Source organism: Streptomyces sp. NPDC048254 (assembly GCF_043201895.1).
GTDB lineage: Bacteria > Actinomycetota > Actinomycetes > Streptomycetales > Streptomycetaceae > Streptomyces.
Genome location: NZ_JBICZJ010000001.1, coordinates 851,465 through 869,166, shown reverse-complemented (window position 1 = coordinate 869,166; position 17,702 = coordinate 851,465). Strand labels below are relative to the sequence as shown.

The following is a 17,702-nucleotide window of genomic DNA, read 5'->3' as shown; positions in this document are numbered from 1 at the left end:
TCCTCGGTCTCTGCACACTCATGCCGTCGGCGGCGGGTCACAGGAAACGAGCCAGCCGTCACAGCCCCGCTGCCACGAGCGCGTCGCGTCATAGATCATGTAAAGATCACCGATGACGCCGAGACCGCCCATGATCTTACCCACTCTGCCTCCCCCGCCCGACCTGGGCTCGGACGGCGCATCGGGCATGCTGGGAGCCTTTTCGGTGACTTCGCCGGGGGTGATTCGGATGGTCCCTCCGCCGGTCTTGCGGACCAGCGGCTGCACGCGTTGCGTGTCGAAAGCGCCGTCCGGCCAGATCACGCGGACGTGCTTGTTGCCGACGAACCTGTCCCGGATCGCCTCGGCCTCGGCCTGGCTCTTGGCAACGTAGACGACGTTCTGCGTCTGGCCCTTGGCCTGGGCATCCATCTTCCGCGCCACGGTCTTGGCCGTGTTGTCCGGGTCGAACTGCTTGCTGTTGCTCTCGTTGGCGTCCCAGGAGTCGACCTTGACGATCTTCCCATTCTTCCAGGTGACCTTGATGTAGTCACAGGTGGTGCCGACTGCCACATGGTCACCGCTGGCGCCGTGCCACAACGCCTTCTGATTGATGACACCGTCGTTCTCGTCCTGCCACAAGAACTGGGAGCCGCTGCCGTTGTGGGAGCCGTCGGAATACTTGCCGGCGTTCCGCAGATCCTCGTTCATGTAGTCGAACGCCACCTGCTCCGAATGGTTGCTGGACCTCACGCCCAGGGTGTGCGGGACGCCCCGCTCGTCGTAGATAACGTCGCGACCCTTGACCGTGCCCTTGGTGAGAGCACGGTCCGAGTCGACCGCCTCATGCGGCTTGGCCGAGATGATCCGCCCGCCCCTGCATTCCGCCGTGCCCTCCCAGCACTCAATGGGCTGCAGGCCGTCCGGGTCGCTCTTGGTGACCGGGTTGTTGTCGGCGTAGGCGTAGCCGTTGATCTGCAGCGGGTCGGACGGGTCGATGACCGGGTCTACGGAGAGGAACCGGCCGGTGGACTGGTCGTACTCGCGGGCGCCGAGGTGGGTCAGGCCGGTGGCCGTGTCGTCGATTCCGGTGCGCAGGTAGGAGCGCCGGTTGGGCCAGCTGGACGGCTGGCTGCCGCGCGTCTCACCGAAGGGCTTCGAGAAGCGGCGGGTGACGGGCTGTCCGCTGGCTTCGTCCACCGCGGTGGTGGCGGTGCCGAGCTGGTCGGTGAGCAGGATGCTCAGCCGGTGACCGGTCGTGCTGCCGTACTTGGTGGAGCGGACCACGGTGGGCGCCCCGGAGTGGGAGTAACCGCGGGACGCCGCGACGATGTTGCCCTTGATGTCCGCGCTCACCTCGGTCTCACCGAGGTAGAGCACGCTGCCCGCGGCGGTGTGCTCCAGCAGACGGTTGCCCGCGGCGTCGTACACGTACGTCGTGCGGTCGGCCGGCGTCCACTGCTGGGCCGCGCTGCCGTTGCAGGTGTAGAGCTGCAGATCGGTACTGTCCGCGTCGTTGGAGCTCGGCACGTCGACGCACTTGCCGGACGCGGGGTTGTAGAGGCTCTTGTCGGCGGTGCGGACGGTGAACTTCTGCGCGCTGCCGCCGTCGCAGGTGGCCAGCAGGACCTTGGTGCCGTTCGCGGTGCCGGAGGCGCTCGCGCACTTGCCGAAGATCCGCAGGGTGTCGCCGGTCGTCCGCCACTGCTGGGCACGGGAGCTGTTGCACCGGTAGAGCTGGACGGGGTTGCCGTCGGCCGTGGAACCGTTGGCGTCGTCCAGGCACTTGCCGGACAGGCCGACGACCGCTCCGGCGCCGTCGCCGAAGCCCTTGGCCTCGGTGACCTTGTCCTCGGCGTTCCAGGCGAGGTTCTGCGTGCCGCCGGGCAGTGTCCTGGTCTCGGCATTACCGACCGCTGTGTAGGTGTAGCTCGACGCGGTTCCCGTGGCCGGTGTGACCTTGGTCAGGGTGTGCGGCTGCGCGAGCGTGCCGCCGGCTCCCTGAGTGCCGTAACCGTAAACGCTCTTGACGTCCTTCGTCGTGTCGGCGGGGTCGTGCTCGGTGAGGCTCGCCCGGTTGCCGATCGCGTCGAAGGTGAAGGACTGCCAGTAGGCGGTGGTGTCACCGGACACCGTGCCGGTGGCGGGTGCGGCGGCGGTCAGCGAGGCCGCCATGTCGCTGTCGGGCGCGGCGGCGTCCGTGGCGGAGTCCGGTGCCTCGGCGATGGGACCGGCCGAGGACTGGCCGTCCTGCCGGTAGCCCCAGGCAGTGCCGCTCGCCGACTTGCAGCCGGTGCCCGCGGTGCCCACGGCCACCGAGGAGGTCCAGGCCTGGACCATCTCGCCGAGGTAGTCGTAGGTGAAGCACTGGGTGTCCCAGGTGCTCGTCGACCCGGTGGTCTGCTTGCGGGCACTGGAGGTGACGTTGCCCGCCCGGTCGTAGGAGTAGTAGGAGTCCGAGATCCGGTGGGAGCTGTCGGTCTCCCGGTCCCACACGGTGCGCTGGACCCGGCCGGTGTGCTCGTCGACGAAGTTCGTCGTCCACACCCGGTAGGGCTGTGCGCCGCTGACCGTGCGCAGGGGCTCACCGTAGGGAGAGTAGGTGACGTCGGAGGTGTACCAGGTCAGGCCGGAGGTGGACTGGGGCAGGCCGTCGCTGTCGTAGCGGGTGACGACCTTCTCCTTGGCGAGGCCGCCGACCGCCGGCAGGGTGACGCTGAGCGGCTTGCCGGTGGGCGTGTAGGTGTAGTCGTACCGGTAGGTGCCCGCGAGGCCGGTGGTGTCGGCTTGCGCGGGGACGACGATCTCGCGTCCGGTCGGCCGGTACTCGCCGTCGTAGCCGGTGACCGAGTCGGCGTAGTCGCCGGTGGCGTCATGCCGGATGGAGGAGGCGGGCTTGCCGAGCGCACCGGGCAGATCGTAGGTGAACTCCTTGACCGGCGTCGCGGTGGGCGAGCCCTCCCGCACGTAGGTGACGCGGCCGATGGCGTCGTAGTTGGTGTAGGTCGTCTTCTGGTTCGCGTCGGACGCCTTGGTCTGCCGGTCGAGGTCGTCGTACTCGAAGGACGAGGCGCCGAGGTCCGGGTCGGTGGAGTTGCTGAGCCGGCCGCGGGCGTCGTAGGTGTAGGTCCAGAGGTTGCCCTGGTGGTCCTTGACGGAGGTGCGGTTGCCCCGGGCGTCGTAGCCGTACCAGGTGCTGCGCCAGTCGCTGAGGTCCTTGTTGGTGAAGTGCTGGACGCGGGTGGCCCGGCCGAGGGCGTCGGTGGTCGTCTTCGTCGCCGGGGTGGCGCCTCCGGCCGGCTTGGCGAGTGTCCAGTTGTCGCCGTAGCTGGTGGAGTCGTAGTAGACGGCCGTGCCGCTGTGCAGCGCGGTCGTCTTCACCGGGCGCTCCAGGCCGTCGTACGTGGTCCGGGTCATGCTCGGTACCAGGCTGAGGCTCCTGGGCTTGAACTGGGCGGCCTCGGGCTCCCCCTTGGCGAGGTAGTCGCCGGTCTGGTCGCGGACGAGGCCGTGGTCGTCGTAGCGGGTGTCGACGATGACGCGGCCGGGGCCGTGCGCCTCGCTCTGGACCTGGAACCGGCGGCCCAGTCCGTCGTAGAGGGTGACCTGCTTGGCGTAGGTGCCGTCGTCCTTGATGGTCTGCACGGTGACCGCGGTGGGCTTGGTCGCGCTGGAGGTGACGGCGGCCATCTGATAGCCGATGATCACGTCCGGGGACTGGCCGCCCGAGGAGCGGGACGCCGACCAGCCCTTGGTCAGTCGGCCCAGGGCGTCGTACTCGCTGCGGGAGACGTGTCCGTTGGCGTCGGTGACCGTCAGGGCCAGGCCGCGGCCCGGGTCGTAGGTGGTGGTGCTCGTGTGCCCCTTCGGGTTGATCGTCTTGATCGCGGTGACCGGGCCGCCGATGTCGGCGGGCGTGTACTGGGTCTCCGTGACCCCCTTGAGCGGGTCGGTGATCTTGCGCGGTCTGCCGAGCGGGTCGTAGCTGCGGCCGGTCACCACCGAGTAGCCGACGCCGGTGCCGTCGGGGGTGGCGATGCTGGTGGGCAGCCCCTTGGTGGGGGTCGCGCCCCAGGCGCCGTCGTCGTAACTGGTGCGGGTGGCGTTCATCAGCTGGGTCGCCGGGTCGGCGGTCGCCCAGCCGTCGCATGAGGTCGCCGTCATACGGACCTGCTTGGGCAGGCCGATGAGGTTGGCGTCCTCGTTGTTGACGTAGTCGGTGCGGGCGCAGGTGTAGTCGCTGAGCTTCTCGCCGCTGCCGTCGGGCTTGACGACGGCGGTCTGCACCTGCCACGGCAGCCCGTGGCCGGTCTCGAACTCGGTCTCGGTGCGCACCGCCTGCCAGCTGGAGTCGACCGTCTGGATCGCGTCCGTGCGCCGGACGTCGACCTGGTGGGCGAGGAGCGGGTCGAGTCCCCCGTCCCGGGTGCGGGAGGCCGTCTGGTGCGACCAGGGGTAGTTCAAGGTGCGCTTGAGGAGCCGGCCTCCGGTGCCGTCGTAGGTGAGGGTCTCGGCGGACATGCCGGCGTACTGCGGCGCGTCGTCGGCGGCCAGCGTGACCGTGCCGGTGGAGTCCTTCAGCGCGCCGCCGGTGCCGCGGAAGTAGCGGGTGACACCGTACGACTGGGTCTGCGGGACGCCCACGGTGGCGCCGCCGTTCTTCGCGCCGCGGTACGTGGCCACCTTCTGGTAGCCGCGCCAGACGCTGTAGGTGCGCAGGCTCGGCTTGGTGAGCTCGTCGTCGTCCTGGCTCCAGGCCGCGTCGCTGTAGGCGTACTTGGTGGTGACGCGGTCCGAGACACCGGAGATCTTGTCGATCTCGGTGACCGAGTCGACGACGTACTTGTTGAACCAGGCGAGCGGGGGCTTGGCCAGTTCCGCGTCCGGCGACCAGCGCACGGGGTAGCAGGTGCCGTGGTTGTCGGCGGGGTCGACGGACGGCTCGGTGCGGCAGCCGCCGCGGTAGACGACCTCGACGTCGCCGCCGTTCTCGGTGGACACCGTGCCGATGCGGGGCCGGGTGAACCCGGGCCGCGGGTCGCCCTTGTAGCGGGGGACCAGGTTGGGCAGCTGCTGGTCCTTGAGGTAGCTGCCGAGCGGGTCGTCCTCGCTGACGACGTACGGCCCGAAGCTGACGCCGGACGTGGTCAGCAGGGTGCCGGTGGTGTCGCCGGGCGCGTAGCCGGTGCGAGTGATGGAGTCCAGCCACAGTCCGGGCGAGGTGTTGTACCAGTCGCGCGGGAAGGAGTGGTGGAGGGTGTAGGTGTCGACGCGGGCGAGGCCGCTGCCGCCTGGGCGGGCGGCGTAGGTGGTCACGCTGCCCAGCCGCATCCGGATCCAGAAGGACGGGAAGGCCGGGCACAGCTTGGAGTCGGACTTGCAGTTGAGGTTGCCGGGGCTGTCCCACCAGGGGCGGTAGGACGCGGGGTTCTTGGTGTCGTCGAACTTGTCGGCGGCGCAGGAGCCGTCGGTCTCCAGGCAGCGCTGCACGGCGTCGAAGACGATCTTCGCGGCGGGACTGGTGAGGTTGTCGGGGCGCATCCCGTACTCGATGGTGTCCGGGTAGCCGCCGCGGACGTACTTCTCGGGCGTCTTGAACTTCTTGTTGACGGCGTAGTAGTTGGTCGACTTGTGCCAGGTGACGACCATGGTGTTGCCGTGCACGTCGACGACCTTGTCCAGGCCCCAGTTCCAGGCCTGCTGTTGTTTGGTGCCGTCGCTCGCGGTGCAGCGGGAGTCGGCGAAGGCGCCCTTGTGGCAGGGCTCGCCCGGGTGGTTGCCGAAGACGGGGACGGTGAAGACGGAGTCGGTGTCGGCGTGGCCGCCCCCGACCTTGTTCAGACCGTAGTAGTACTGCGTGCCGTCGGCGGTGGTGACGACCCAGTACTCACCGTCGTTGTCGCCGTTGTTGCCGCCGGTCCTCAGCTCGACCCTGGTGCCGTCGTCCTTCTCCAGCCGGTAGCTGCTGGTCTCACCGACCTGCACCAGCTGGGTGGTTCTGCCGCCGAGCGACAGCACGGCGTTGTACGACACCCAGCACAGGTCGGACGTCTTGTACTTCTTGTCCTTGTTGTTGGGCGTGCCGGCGGCGGTGTCCTCGCGGTCGTCCTTGCAGGTGCGGTAGCGGCGCTCGATGTGCCCGGGGTCGTAGTTCCAGCCCTCGCCGATCCAGGACGACTGGGGAGAGGAGGTGGCCGTTCTGCCGTCCACCGTCTGCGAGTTGTAGTCGAAGGAGATCTCCGGCCGGGGGCCGGCGGGCGCCGGCGGAACCTGGAGCGGGTAGGACCAGGTGAAGGCGCCGGAGGAGTCGCCTGAGGCCCACTTGCCGTCGGTCGTCAGCGGTGTGGCCTTGAAGGTGCCGGCCGGACCGGATCCGGAGTCGACGGCCCCGACGACGGCGCTGTCACCGCTTGCGGTGGCCGGCTGCGCGTAGGAGGCCTGTATGACGCCGGAGCCGGAGGATCCGGAACCGCTCGCGGCCTGGCTGACCGTGCCGTCGGCCGCGGTGTCGACAGTGGCCGTCACGGTCTTGGTGTCCGGGTCGTTGACCGTGTCCAGCTCGGTGTACTGCTGGCACTCCTCGGCGTCCGGGGTGGTCAGATAGCACTCGGGGAACTGGACGAACTGCAGCCGGGAGGCCCAGTCGGCGCCGTAGAGGTTCTCGTACGTCTTGTAGCTCAGCTGGAGCGAGACCGGCACCGAACCCGTGGACGGCGCGGTCACCTTGACGAGGGTGCCGTCCACGCCCTGGGCCTCGGGGGCGGCGCGGTCGAAGACCCCTACCTGCCAGGTGCCGCTGGGGGCGGGGGCGTCGGGGGCCTGGCCAAGCTTGACCGGCAGGGGGCCGGCGGGCACGTAGTCGGTCTGCGTGGCGGTGGCCGAGTTGCCGGTGCGCAGGGCGGCCTGCTGGCCGGTGGTACCGGTGCCGAAGCTGACCGGGGCGGTGCCGGACGGGGCCGGGATGGTGGTGCCGGACGGCGCCTCGGTCTGGTCGGCGGGCTGGTCCGTGCGGATGCTGTCGAGGCCGGGGTCCCGGGTAGTGCCGGCGACCGCCGCGTCGTCGGCGAGCTTCACCAGGTCGACGTCCTCGCGCGGGGCGTCGGCGGTGGTGGGGTCCGGCGGCGAGGCGAACGCCTGGGTGGGCAGCAGGGCGAGCGCCACTGCCGCGGCCACCGGCGCGAGCACGGCGGAACGGCGTCTGCGCCGGTGCGCGGACAGGAAGAAGGGCACGGCGAAAATCCCCCGGTCGACCCGAAACAAGGTGAAGCGGCGCCTGAGTTAACGGCAGGTGAAGCCACTTCAAGATCGGCCAGATTCTGTGTGCATGCCATGAAGAAATCCAGAGTTCCCTGTAACCATGTGGCAATGATCACGTCATGTATCGGTCAAGCGAACGCCAATCGGGACGCTTCGGCGCCCCGGGGGCCCGGCCCCGGCCATCGGCTCACGTCACAGGCGTGACGGGCGCCTTCACGTAGGTCATGATCTGCACCCGTTGCCCTAGGGGGGAAGGAAAACTCGCTCATGACCAGCAAGTGGCGGCGCCTGCGCGCCCGCCGGGCCGCGACGGCGGCCGTCGTGGCCCTGGCCACGGCCTGCGGCCTGACGTACGCCGGACTGACCGGCACCGACGCGGACCGGCACCACGGCACCGACCACCCAGCCCGCGCGGCCGCACCGGTCACCGAGGCCGAGGCCGCCTCGCGTGCGGCGAGGTCCGGCAGGCCGGTCGAGGTGACGACGCTGCGCACGGCGTACGAGACGACCTGGGCGCGGCCCGACGGGCTGCTGCAGCGTCGCGTGCACGCCACGCCGGTCCGTGCCAAGGCCCACGGCCGCTGGCAGCCGATCGATGCCACGCTGGTCCGCACCGGACATGGCTGGTCGCCGCGTGCCACCAACGTCGGGCTCACGTTCTCGGCGGGCTCCCGCTCCGCCTCCGCGCGTGCCGACCGGGGGGCCGGGGTGCGCAGGGTCTCGCTGGTCACCGCGGCCGCCGACACCGGTACCTCCCTGGTGACGCTCACCACCGGGGGGCACACCGTCCAGCTGACCTGGCCGGGCACCGTCCCGACGCCGGTGATCGACGGCTCGCGCGCGTTGTACCCGGAGATCATCCCCGGCGCCGACCTGGTGCTGACGGCGGACGACGGGGGCTTCGCCCAGCTGCTGGTGGTAAAGACCCGGCAGGCGGCGGCCGATCCACGGGTGGCACAGCTGACCTATGGGCTGACCTCCCCCGACCTGACGTTCAATCTGGACCCCACCACCGGCATCGTCAGCGGCCGGGACACCGACGGCGAGGAGGCGGCGATCTCGCCGACGCCGCTGATGTGGGACAGCTCCGGAACTCCTGCTCTGACCGACGGTCAGGCGGGCACGAGCGCGTCGCCGACCGCCGCCGAGAGTCTGTCCGGCGATGCCAGTGCCGCTCCGGACGACTCGGAGTCGCCCTCCGCCTCCCCCGAGCCCAGCGACTCCGTCGACGACAGCGACGACGGCGATGTCGACGACGAGGTGCTGCCCGACGCGACCGACGAGGCTCCCGCCCCCTCGGCCGGGGAGAGCGAGAGCGCAGCGCCGTCCGTTCCCGCCGATCCCTCGCCCGAGCCGACACACACGGGGGCGGCCGCCACGCTGGACCTGCCCTCGCTGGCCGGCCCACAGCCGGACTCCCGCGGCACCCTGGTGACGGCCGACCTCGACGGCTCCACCTGGTCCCTGACGCCGGACCAGGACTTCCTGACCGACCCCGACACGGTCTACCCGGTCTTCATCGACCCGTCGGTCAGCAAGCACACCAACGACTGGACCACCGCCTACAGCCGCCATCCCAACGCGAACTTCTACAACGGGCGCAACTTCAACAAGGGCACGCACGAGGCACGCGTGGGCTTCGAGTCGGACACCTGGGGGACCTCGCGGTCGTTCTTCAGCATCGACTGGAACCCGGACCTCAAGGGCGCCACCGTCATCAGCGCCAGGCTGCACGCGCTGGAGACCTACTCGTGGTCATGCAGCGCCCGCACCATGAACGTGTACCTGACCGGGGCGATCAGCAACAAGACGACCTGGCGCAACGCCCCGAAGATGACGGCGGGCAACAAGCTGGCGAGCAGGAGCTTCGCACACGGCTACCGTTCCTCGGGCTGCCCTGACGACTACGAAGCGTTCGACGTCAAGCCGGCCGCCCAGAAGGCGATCTCGGGCGGTTGGGACACCCTCACGATCGGCTTCCGGGCCGGAGACGAGGACTCGGCGTACTCGTGGAAGAAGTTCCAGGCCGACGGCGGCAACGACCCCTACGTCGAACTGGTCTACAACCGCCCGCCAGCCGCTCCCTCGCACCTGGACCTCGACCCCGACCTGTCCTGCGACACCACCTCGCCCTACGTCAACGTCGGCGCGAGCTCGATCACCTTCTGGGCGAACAGCAGCGACAAGGACGCCAACCTGGACTCGCTGCGCTTCGAGCTGTGGCCGACCGGCGGCAGCGGAAACCTGCTGGGCAGCAAGGCCAAGGTCACGGTCGCCAGCCAGACCGACTCGGCCCGCGTGCACACCGACCCGTTCTCCACCAACGGTCTGAAGAACGGCGTCAAGTACTCCTGGCGGGTCAAGGCGGTGGACAAGCGCGGGGCGACCTCGGGCTACTCGCCGTCGAAGACGCCGTGCCGGTTCGTCTTCGACAGCTCCCGGCCGACCCCGCCCGTGGTCACCTCCACGACGTTCCCCGACGCCGACGCGAAGGACGACGGCTTCGGCAACGCGGACGAGGACTCCACCTGGTCCACCGTCAAGTTCGGCACGGCGGGCTCGTTCACCTTCAAGGCCTCGCAGACCGATGTGGTCAAGTACGAGTACGGCTACAACTCCGCCTCGTACACCGGTTCCATAGCGCGTACGAACGGCGCCGCCACCTCCACCCTGACCGCCTACTCCGGCGCGAAGCCGCCGCTCGCCGGGCCGAACGTGCTCTACGTACGGGCCGTGGACGACGCCGGCAACGTGTCGGATCCACGGAAGTACTTCTTCTACGTCACCCCGCGCGACACGGCCGACGCGCCGGGCGACTTCACCGGCGACGGCTTCCCCGACCTCATGGTCGTGGACGCCAACGGCAACCTGCGGATGTACCCGGACAAGGGCACCGTCGACGGGTCCAAGGGGACCGGTGCCCTCGGCTACTCCATGTCCGGCGCCTACCAGGAGAACAGCGACAAGGACCCGAACGGCGACGACCTGCCCCTGTACTCCCGTCCGACCTCCGGCTACTGGAAGAACACCCTCATCGCCCACCTCGGCGACGTCTACGGCGGTGACGGCCTGCAGGACCTGATCGCCGTGCGCGCGGGCAGACTGTGGGTGTATCCGGGCGACGGCTACGGCGCGGTCGACATCGGCAAACGCCATGAGATCCTGCTGCCGGCCGGTGCACCGGATCCCTCCACGATCACCCAGATCGTGGCGGCCGGCGATGCCACGGGCGACGGCAAGCCCGACTTCTTCCTCACGGTCGGCGACGCGTTGTGGGCGCTGATCGGGTACAACGGCGCCACCGTGGACGAGGCCCGGCGACTGTCCGCGTCGGCCTGGACCGACCGTGACCTCGTCACCGCCCAGGACATCTCCGGCGACGGCGTCACCGACTTCGTCTATCGCTCGGACGCCAGTGGACGGCTGCTGCTGCGCAAGGGCATCAAGGACACCGCGACCGGCGGGGTCGACGTCGGTTCGCTCGGCTCGGGGGCCGCCTCCTCCGGAGGCGCGGACACCGAGTACGGTGCCTCCGGCTGGGGCAGCTCCGGCATCAGGCTGCTCTTCGGCACCCCGGACGCCAACGGGGACGACATCCCCGACATCTGGACGCTCAGAGTGGATGGCACCGTGCGCTTCTACTCCGGCAGCCGCACGGCCCTGAGCGGCTCCGGTACGGAGATCGTCGGCAACGGCGACGGCATCGGCTGGAAGAACAAGCTGGCGGTCGGCTGACGCGTCGCCAGGTACCGCATACGACGCCGACGCCTACGGAGTTCCCCGTGCGCGTCGGCGTCGTGCGTAGGTGGATATTCCGCCCTGTGTCGTCTGCCGCATCGGGATCGAGCACATGCCGACGTCTCGGCCGAGCAGCGGATCATCCTGACCGAGGACTTCGGCCAACGCGTCCAGATGCCGGGCACCACGCCGGGCGTCGCACACGCATCACAAAACGCCACACAGTGGACGACCGCTGACCCCTGGCTCGGCCCCTGAGGCAGATCAGGCTCCCACACGGCTCCGCACAACCAGCAGGGCCACACACCAGGCACGACAAAACAACTGCTCAGAAGGTTTCTTCTCGCGTAGCGAGTGGTGGGGCGGGTGGGACTCGAACCCACGGCCGACGGATTATGAGTCCGCTGCTCTAACCGGCTGAGCTACCGCCCCATAGCGGCGTGTCGCGTACAAGTGTGCGCGCCGTCTGCCGCAGCATAGCCGCTCATACGATCTCCTGCTTCGGATGGTCGGCTTCTGCGGACGTTCACGACCTTGAGGACATCGGCGCAGGCCCAGCGGTTCCCGCGGGCACGGAACGGACATGAAAAAGGACCCCCTCAGGGGTCCTCGTTCAGCATGCTCCCCCGACTGGACTCGAACCAGTAACCTGCCGGTTAACAGCCGGCTGCTCTGCCAATTGAGCTACGGAGGACCGAGCTCCCCCGACTGGACTCGAACCAGTAACCTGCCGGTTAACAGCCGGCTGCTCTGCCAATTGAGCTACGGAGGAATGCCTCGTTGCATCGAACGTACCTACCTGGGTATTCGCCAGGGGGCGCCCGCTCGCTGCGACACATACATTAGCGCAAGCAGGGGGGTGCTCCGCCAATCGGTACTCCCCGACGAGACTCCCCCCGAGGGAAGGGTGGCCGCCATGCGCTACAAGCTCACGTTCGTCGCCGGGCTCGCTCTGGGTTACGTGCTGGGTACCAGGGCCGGACGCGAGCGATACGAGCAGCTGAAGAAGTCCGCCCGCCAGGTCGCCCAGAACCCCGCGGTCCGCAACACCGCGGAGACCGCGGCCCAGCAGGGCCGGGTCTACGCCGGCAAGGCCTTCCACACGGTCAGCGAGAAGATGGGCGACCGGATGCCCGACTCGGTGGCCGCCCGGGTCCGCTCCCTGCGCGAGCGCAACACCAACGGAGCAGCGGCGGACGACTGGGGCAGCAGCGACACGTAGCGCTCTTTTCGACGCGGCGGCCGGCAACCTCCAGGGGCCCGGGCCTGTGACATATTCGGCTCCGCCACGCGGGCGCGACCAGCCCCGACGCGCCCGCACCGGCGGGACCACGCGCCCCCCTGCGGCGCCCTCGGCCAAAACACGGCGGCGCGTGCGGCAGAATTTCGTGCATGGGGATAGTCGCCGGGTTGGACAGCTCACCGGATTTCACTCGCATCGTGGTCTGCGACACGGACACGGGTGCGGTGCTCCGTCAGGGATACGCACCGCACCCGGTCGACACGCCGGACGGCGCGGCGCGCCCCAGCGACGTCGACCCGCAGGCCTGGCTGCTCTCCCTCGGTGAGGCCGCCGGCGGCGGGCTCCTGGAGGGCGTGCAGGCCATCGGCGTCTCCGCGCAGCAGAACGCGCTGATCCCGCTGGACGCCCAGGGCAACACCGTGCGCCCGGCGATCGTCGGCGGCGACCGGCGTGCCCAGGTCGCGGCGGCCGATCTCATCGACGCGCTCGGTGGCCGGGAGGCCTGGGCGCAGGCGGTGGGGTGTGTGCCGCAGGCCGCGCAGCCGGTGACCAAGTTGCGCTGGCTGGCGAAGGCCGAGCCGGAGAACGCCCGGCGGACCGCCGCGCTGCTGCAGGCCCACGACTGGCTGGTGTGGCAGTTGCTCGGGCGGCCGGTCCGCAGGACCACCGACCGCGGGGGTGCCTCCGGGACCGGGTACTGGTCGGCCGCCGCCGGCGGCTACCGGTCCGACCTCGTCGAACTCGCCCTGGGCCACCAGGCGATGCTGCCCGAGGTGATCGGGCCCTCGGACGCGGCCGGTACGACTCCGGAGGGGCTGCTGATCTCCGCCGGGACCGGCGAGACCATGGCCGCCGCCTTCGGGCTGGGGCTGGGCTTCGGGGACGCCGTGGTGTCCCTGGGCGCGTCCGGGTCCGTGATGGCCGTGCATCCGGAGGCGCTCGCCGACACCTCCGGGATGATCACCTCGCTCGCCGACGCCACCGGGATGCACCTGCCGGTCGTGACCACCCTGAACGCCGTACGGACCCTGCGCGGGACCGCCGAGCTGCTCGGGCTGGCGGATCTGGAGAGCCTCTCCGACCTGGCGATGAAGTCGACGCCCGGCTCGCACGGGCTGGTCATGCTGCCGTACCTGGAGGGTGAGCGGACGCCGAACCTGCCGCACACCGCCGGGACGCTGGCCGGGCTGCGCCGCGAGTCCATGAGAGCCGAGCATCTCGCGCGGGCCTCCTTCGAGGGCATGCTGTGCGGGCTCGCCGACGCGCTGGACGTGCTGCGCGGCCGGGGTGTGGAGGTGCGGCGGATCTTCCTGCTGGGGAAGGCCGCCGAGCTGCCGGCCGTACAGGCGGCGGCGCCGATGCTGTTCGGCGCGCAGGTCGTCGTACCGCAGCCGGCGGACTACGCGGCGATCGGGGCGGCCCGGCAGGCGGCCTGGGCGCTCGGGGTCTCGCAGGGGGCGCTGGATCCGCGTACTCCGCCCGTCTGGCAGGGTGCGGCGGCGCAGGTGCTGGAGCCCGGGGACGAGATGGCCGTCGGGCAGGCGGTGCGGCAGCAGTACGTGTCGGTGCGCGAACAGACCCATCCGGGGGCGTTTCGGGCGTAATCGTGCACCCCCCGGTGCCGTAAGACATCCGCCGTCGGGTTAATCGGTTGAGGTAACGCGGGTGGAGTGTCGGACGATAGGGGCCTAGGGCAAGCGACACCGCCCTTCGGGCAAGCGACCCCGCCCCCACCGCCGACTCCGAGAGACGTAGCGTGCTCATACGACTTCTGCGGACCTACCTCAGGCCCTACAGGAAACCCATCTCCATCCTGGTGCTGCTGCAGTTCCTGCAGACCTGCGCCACCCTCTACCTGCCCACGCTCAACGCACACATCATCGACAACGGCGTCGTGAAGGGCGACACGGACTACATCCTGTCCTTCGGTGCCCTGATGATCGGCATCTCGCTCGCCCAGGTGGTGTGCAACATCGGTGCCGTCTACTACGGCGCCCGGACCGCGTCGGCGCTCGGCCGGGATGTGCGGGCCGCCGTCTTCGACCGGGTGCAGTCCTTCTCCTCACGTGAGGTGGGTCACTTCGGAGCGCCCTCCCTCATCACCCGTACGACCAACGACGTACAGCAGGTCCAGATGCTGGTCCTGATGACGTTCACGCTGATGGTGTCGGCGCCCATCATGTGCGTCGGCGGCATCGTGCTCGCCCTCGGCCTGGACGTACCGCTGTCCGGGGTACTGGTCGCCGTCGTCCCGGTGCTGGCCGTCTCCGTGGCCCTGATCGTGCGCCGGCTGCGTCCGCTGTTCCGGGCCATGCAGGTGCGGCTGGACACGGTGAACCGGGTGCTGCGCGAGCAGATCACCGGCAACCGGGTGATCCGCGCGTTCGTCCGCGACGAGTACGAGCAGGGCCGGTTCGGGAAGGCCAACAAGGACCTGACCGACATGCAGCTGGCCACCGGCAACATGCTCGCGCTGATGTTCCCCATCGTCATGACGACGGTGAACGTCTCGTCGATCGCGGTGGTGTGGTTCGGCGCCCACCGCATCGACAGCGGTGACATGGCGATCGGCGATCTGACGGCGTTCCTCGCCTACCTGATGCAGATCGTGATGTCCGTGATGATGGCCACCTTCATGTTCATGATGGTGCCGCGTGCCGAGGTCTGCGCCGAGCGCATCGAGGAGGTCCTCGACACCGAGTCCAGCGTCGTGCCGCCGAGCGCGCCGGTCATCGAACTGCGCCGGCACGGCCATCTGGAGATCCGGGGCGCGGGCTTCCGCTACCCGGGTGCCGAGGAGCCGGTGCTCAAGGCCGTCGACCTGGTGGCCCGGCCCGGCGAGGTGACCGCCGTGATCGGTTCCACCGGCAGCGGCAAGTCCACCCTGCTCGGCCTGGTGCCGCGCCTCTTCGACGCCACGGACGGCTCTGTCCTCGTGGACGGCGAGGAGGTCTCCGGGCTCGACCCGGAGCTGCTCGCCAAGACGGTGGGCCTGGTACCGCAGAAGCCGTACCTGTTCGCCGGGACGGTCGCGACCAACCTGCGGTACGGCAACCCGGACGCCACCGACGAGGAGCTGTGGCACGCGCTGGAGGTGGCGCAGGCCAAGGGCTTCGTGGCGAAGCTGGAGGGCGGCCTCAACGCGCCCATCGCCCAGGGCGGTACGAACGTCTCGGGCGGCCAGCGCCAGCGGCTCGCCATCGCCCGGACGCTCGTGCAGCGCCCGGAGATCTACCTCTTCGACGACTCCTTCTCCGCCCTCGACTACGCGACCGACGCGGCGCTGCGTGCCGCGCTCGCGGAGGAGACGGCCGAGGCGACCGTCGTCATCGTCGCCCAGCGGGTGGCGACCATCAGAGAGGCCGACCGGATCGTCGTACTCGACGAGGGCCGTGTCGTCGGCACCGGCCGGCATCACGAACTCATGGCCGGCAACGAGACCTACCGGGAGATCGTGCTCTCCCAGCTGACGGAAGCGGAGGCCGCCTGATGGCCGGGCCCATGGGACGCATGATGGCCGGGGGCGGCCCCGACCAGCGCTCGATGGACTTCAAGAACTCGGGCAAACGGCTTCTCGCCCGGTTCAAACCCGAACAGTTCACCATCTATGTGCTGCTGTTCTGCGTGGTCGCGAGCGTCACCCTCAACGTGATCGGCCCCAAGATCCTCGGCCGCGCCACCGACCTGGTCTTCGCCGGTGTCATCGGCAAGCAGATGGACGCCGGGACCACCAAGGACCAGGTTCTCCAGGGCATGCGCGAGCGCGGTCAGGGCACCGTCGCCGACATGCTCAAGAGCACCGACTTCACCCCGGGCAAGGGCATCGACTTCGGCCAGGTCGGCGACGTCCTGCTCTTCGCGCTCTGCACGTACGTCGTCGCGGGCCTGCTGATGGCGGTGGCGACCCGGATGGTCAACCGGGCCGTCAACCGCACGATGTACCGGATGCGGGAGGACGTCCAGACGAAGCTGTCCCGGCTCCCGCTGTCGTACTTCGACAAGCGGCAGCGCGGCGAGGTGCTCTCCCGGGCGACCAACGACATCGACAACATCGGCCAGACGCTCCAGCAGTCCATGGGCCAGCTCATCAACTCGGTGCTCACCATCATCGGTGTGCTCGCGGTGATGTTCTGGGTGTCCTGGATCCTCGCCCTGGTCGCCCTGGCCACCGTGCCGCTGTCGTTCCTGATCGCCACCCGGGTCGGCAAGCGTTCGCAGCCGCACTTCGTGCAGCAGTGGCGCACCACCGGCAAGCTCAACGCCCATGTGGAGGAGATGTACACCGGGCACACCCTGGTGAAGGTCTTCGGCCGGCAGCACGAGTCGGCGCAGCAGTTCGCCGAGCAGAACGAGGCGCTGTACGAGGCCGGGTTCCGGGCGCAGTTCAACAGCGGTGTGATGCAGCCGCTGATGATGTTCGTGTCGAACCTGAACTACGTGCTGGTGGCGGTCGTCGGCGGGCTGCGGGTGGCCTCGGGCGCCCTGTCCATCGGTGACGTCCAGGCGTTCATCCAGTACTCCCGGCAGTTCTCGATGCCGCTGACCCAGGTCGCCTCCATGGCCAACCTGGTCCAGTCGGGTGTCGCGTCGGCCGAGCGGATCTTCGAACTCCTCGACGCGGAGGAGCAGGAGGCCGACCCGGTACCGGGCGAGCGTCCGGCGGAGCTGCGCGGGCGGGTGGCGCTGGAGCACGTGTCGTTCCGGTACGACCCGGAGAAGCCGCTCATCGAGGACCTCTCGCTGACGGTGGAACCGGGCCACACGGTGGCGATCGTCGGCCCGACCGGCGCCGGCAAGACCACCCTGGTGAACCTGCTGATGCGGTTCTACGACGTCTCCGGCGGCCGGATCACCCTCGACGGCGTCGACATCACGCACATGTCCCGGGACGAACTCCGGGCCGGGATCGGCATGGTGCTCCAGGACACCTGGCTGTTCGGCGGCTCCATCGCGGAGAACATCGCGTACGGCGCCTCGCGCGAGGTCACCCGGGGCGAGATCGAGGAGGCGGCACGGGCGGCCCACGCCGACCGGTTCGTCCGTACCCTGCCCGAGGGCTACGACACGGTCATCGACGACGAGGGCACGGGCGTCAGCGCCGGTGAGAAGCAGCTCATCACCATCGCGCGGGCGTTCCTGTCCGACCCGACGATCCTGGTGCTGGACGAGGCGACGTCCTCGGTCGACACCCGCACCGAGGTGCTGATCCAGAAGGCGATGGCCAAGCTGGCCCACGGGCGCACGTCGTTCGTCATCGCCCACCGGCTGTCGACGATCCGCGACGCCGACACCATCCTGGTGATGGAGAACGGCTCGATCGTCGAACAGGGCGCGCACACCGAGCTGCTGGCGGCGGACGGGGCTTACGCGCGGCTGTACAAGGCGCAGTTCGCGCAGGCGGTGGCCGAGGTGGACTGACCGGCCGCGGTCCGAGCGGACGGCACGGCGGCCCCGCCCTCCCCGAGGGCGGGGCCGCTGTCTTCGG

6 protein-coding genes and 3 tRNA genes are annotated in these 17,702 nt (G+C 69.7%); 5 read left to right on the top strand and 4 right to left on the bottom strand.

Annotated elements, in window-relative coordinates; translation table 11 throughout:
* Window positions 1-18 precede the first annotated feature (18 nt).
* Entirely contained in the window at window positions 19-7,209 is a 7,191-nt protein-coding gene (locus tag ACGFZQ_RS03915; protein ID WP_393839025.1) for a ricin-type beta-trefoil lectin domain protein, read from the bottom strand.
* Window positions 7,210-7,503: 294 nt separating this feature from the next.
* On the opposite strand from ACGFZQ_RS03915, the gene ACGFZQ_RS03910 reads away from it, so the two are divergent.
* Window positions 7,504-10,971: a DNRLRE domain-containing protein gene (locus tag ACGFZQ_RS03910; RefSeq protein WP_393839024.1), complete on the top strand. Its 3,468-nt coding sequence runs from the start codon at window positions 7,504-7,506 to the stop codon at window positions 10,969-10,971.
* A gap of 358 nt (window positions 10,972-11,329) precedes the next feature.
* Here ACGFZQ_RS03910 and ACGFZQ_RS03905 read toward each other — a convergent pair.
* The 3 genes from ACGFZQ_RS03905 to ACGFZQ_RS03895 form a co-directional block, all read right to left on the bottom strand.
* Window positions 11,330-11,406, bottom strand: a tRNA-Ile gene (locus ACGFZQ_RS03905).
* Between the two features lie 189 nt (window positions 11,407-11,595).
* A tRNA-Asn gene (locus tag ACGFZQ_RS03900) sits at window positions 11,596-11,668 on the bottom strand.
* A gap of 5 nt (window positions 11,669-11,673) precedes the next feature.
* A tRNA-Asn gene (locus tag ACGFZQ_RS03895) sits at window positions 11,674-11,746 on the bottom strand.
* Between the two features lie 144 nt (window positions 11,747-11,890).
* Here ACGFZQ_RS03895 and ACGFZQ_RS03890 point away from each other — a divergent pair.
* The 4 genes from ACGFZQ_RS03890 (at window position 11,891) to ACGFZQ_RS03875 (ending at window position 17,635) form a co-directional block, all read left to right on the top strand.
* On the top strand, window positions 11,891-12,196 hold the full coding sequence (locus tag ACGFZQ_RS03890; protein WP_393839023.1) for a YtxH domain-containing protein: 306 nt from the start codon (window positions 11,891-11,893) through the stop codon (window positions 12,194-12,196).
* Between the two features lie 170 nt (window positions 12,197-12,366).
* A complete protein-coding gene (locus ACGFZQ_RS03885; protein ID WP_393839022.1) occupies window positions 12,367-13,821 on the top strand; it encodes an FGGY-family carbohydrate kinase in 1,455 nt (484 codons plus the stop codon).
* Between the two features lie 152 nt (window positions 13,822-13,973).
* The gene (locus ACGFZQ_RS03880; RefSeq protein ID WP_393839021.1) at window positions 13,974-15,707 is read left to right on the top strand and encodes an ABC transporter ATP-binding protein; all 1,734 of its coding nucleotides are present in this window, start codon (window positions 13,974-13,976) and stop codon (window positions 15,705-15,707) included.
* Window positions 15,707-17,635: an ABC transporter ATP-binding protein gene (locus ACGFZQ_RS03875; protein WP_393839020.1), complete on the top strand. Its 1,929-nt coding sequence runs from the start codon at window positions 15,707-15,709 to the stop codon at window positions 17,633-17,635. Before ACGFZQ_RS03880 ends, ACGFZQ_RS03875 begins: the two co-directional genes overlap by 1 nt.
* Window positions 17,636-17,702 lie beyond the last annotated feature (67 nt).

Excerpts from the sequence above, each read along its gene's own strand:
- ACGFZQ_RS03910 (WP_393839024.1), top strand. The coding sequence starts at position 7,504 with ATGACCAGCAAGTGGCGGCGCCTGCGCGCCCGCCGGGCCGCGACGGCG.
- ACGFZQ_RS03890 (WP_393839023.1), top strand. The coding sequence starts at position 11,891 with ATGCGCTACAAGCTCACGTTCGTCGCCGGGCTCGCTCTGGGTTACGTG.
- ACGFZQ_RS03885 (WP_393839022.1), top strand. The coding sequence starts at position 12,367 with ATGGGGATAGTCGCCGGGTTGGACAGCTCACCGGATTTCACTCGCATC.
- ACGFZQ_RS03875 (WP_393839020.1), top strand. The coding sequence starts at position 15,707 with ATGGCCGGGCCCATGGGACGCATGATGGCCGGGGGCGGCCCCGACCAG.